Here is a 2,131-nt window from a genome sequence, read left to right on the forward strand (position 1 = left end):
ACAGACACCAGGGCTCAACGGGGCCGTAGCTGTGCTGTTGCCCCTCGTGAACGCACAGAAAGCTCACTTTAAACCACAGGAAATCGCCAACCTGCTGTGGGCCATGGCGAAACTGGTGGACAACGGGCACGAGCAGACACCAGGGCTCAACGGGGCCGTGGCCGTGCTGTTGCCCCTCGTGAACGCACAGAAAGCTCACTTTAAACCACAGGAAATCGCCAACCTGCTGTGGGCCATGGCGAAACTGGTGAACAACGGGCAGGAACAGACACCAGAGTTCAACGAGTCCGTGGCCGCACTGTTGCTCCTCGTGAACGCACAGAAAACCAACTTTAAACCACAGGAAATTGCCAATCTGCTGTGGGCCATGGCGAAACTGGTGGATAACAGGCATGAATTGACACCAGGGCTCAAAGAGGCTGTAGCCACACTGTTGCCCCACGTGAAAGCACAGAAAGACCAATTTAATACCCAGGGCATTGCCAACCTGCTGTGGGCCATGGCAAAACTGGTGGACAACGGACAGGAACAGACAATAGAACTCAACGAGACCGTGGCTACGCTGTTACCCCACGTAAATGGACAGAAAGCTAACTTTAAACCACAGGGTATTGTCAACCTGCTGTGGGCCATGGCGAAACTGGTGAGCAGTGGGCTGGAGCGGGCACCAGAGCTCAACGAGGCCGTGGCCGCTCTGTTGCCCCATGTGAACGCACAGAAGGACCAATTTGATGCCCAGGGTATCGCCAACCTGCTGTGGGCCATGGCGAAACTGGTGGACAACGGGCACCAGCAGACACCAGAACTCAACGAGACCGTGGCCGCGCTGTTGTCCCAAGTGAACGCACAGAAAGCTCACTTTGAATCACAGGGTATCGCCAATCTGCTGTGGGCCATGGCGAAACTGGTGGACAACGGGCAAAAGCGGATACCGGGTCTCAAAGAGGCCGTGGCCGCGTTGTTGCACCACGTGAACGCACAGAAAGCTCACTTTACACCACAGGGTATCGCCAATCTGCTGTGGGCCATAGCGAAACTGGTGGACAACGGGCAGAAGTGGTCACCAGGGCTCAATGATGCCGTGGCCGCGCTGTTGCCCCACGTGAACGCAAACAAAGAGCAATTTATTCCTCAGCATATCACCAACCTGCTGTGGGCCATAGCGAAACTGGTGGACAACGGGCAGGAGCGGACACCGCAGGTCAAAGAGGCCGTGGCCGTGCTGTTGCCACAAGTGAACCCAGAGAAAGCTAACTTTAAACCACAGGAAATCGCCAACCTGCTGTGGGCCATGGCGAAACTGCGGGACAACGGGCAGGAGCGGACACCGCAGCTCAAAGAGGCCGTGGCCGTGCTGTTGCCACAAGTCAACCCAGAGAAAGCTAACTTTAACCCACAGGAAATCGCCAACCTGCTGTGGGCCATGGCGAAACTGGTGGACAAAGGGCAGGAGCAGACACCAGAACTTAAAGAGGCCATGGCCGTGCTGTTGCCCCTCGTGAACGCACAAAAAAACCAATTTATTCCTCAGGCTATCGTCAACCTACTGTGGGCCATGGCAAAACAGGTAGACAGCGGGCAGGAGCGAACACCAGGGTTCAACGAGGCTGTGGCCGCACTGTTGCCCCTCGTGAACGCACAGAAAGACCAATTTAATGCCCAAGGCATCGCCAACCTGCTGTGGACCATCGCGAAACTGGGTGAGTTCGTTGAGCTGAACCTGGTGACCTCTATGTTCGAATCGCTTGTTTACCGAATCAGTGAAAACCCTCAGCTCTCACAGCAAGACCTATTGATTTCTCTGTGGGGAGTGATGGTTTGCTGTGCCAGATTGTCTCTGGACTCCAATAACAGTAACTGGCTTGAAAAGCACATGGATGACCTGTTTACTCGCCTGAAAAATACATTCCCGGACAACGAAGAGGATCAACGCATCATTGCCATGGCCGCAATTTGGCTCGGGAGAGCGTGCCCGTTCGTCCCCCATTACCAGACTACCATGTCAAAACGTCAATCCGAGGTTCGCGATCAACTCCAATCATACTTTCCCTCTTTGCAGATTGAAGAAGAAAAGAGTCTGAACTCATTGCCTCCGGTTGACCTGCTTCTGCCAGATCACAACATGGTGATT

General features: G+C 54.5%; 1 protein-coding gene. It reads left to right on the plus strand.

The genetic code is table 11. The features are described 5' to 3' along the window. On the plus strand, window positions 1-2,131 hold a 2,131-nt coding region (locus ACO6V1_RS23620), incomplete at both ends, for a DUF1601 domain-containing protein (RefSeq protein WP_422468996.1).

The organism is Endozoicomonas sp. ALC013 (assembly GCF_049310205.1).
Classification (GTDB): domain Bacteria; phylum Pseudomonadota; class Gammaproteobacteria; order Pseudomonadales; family Endozoicomonadaceae; genus Endozoicomonas.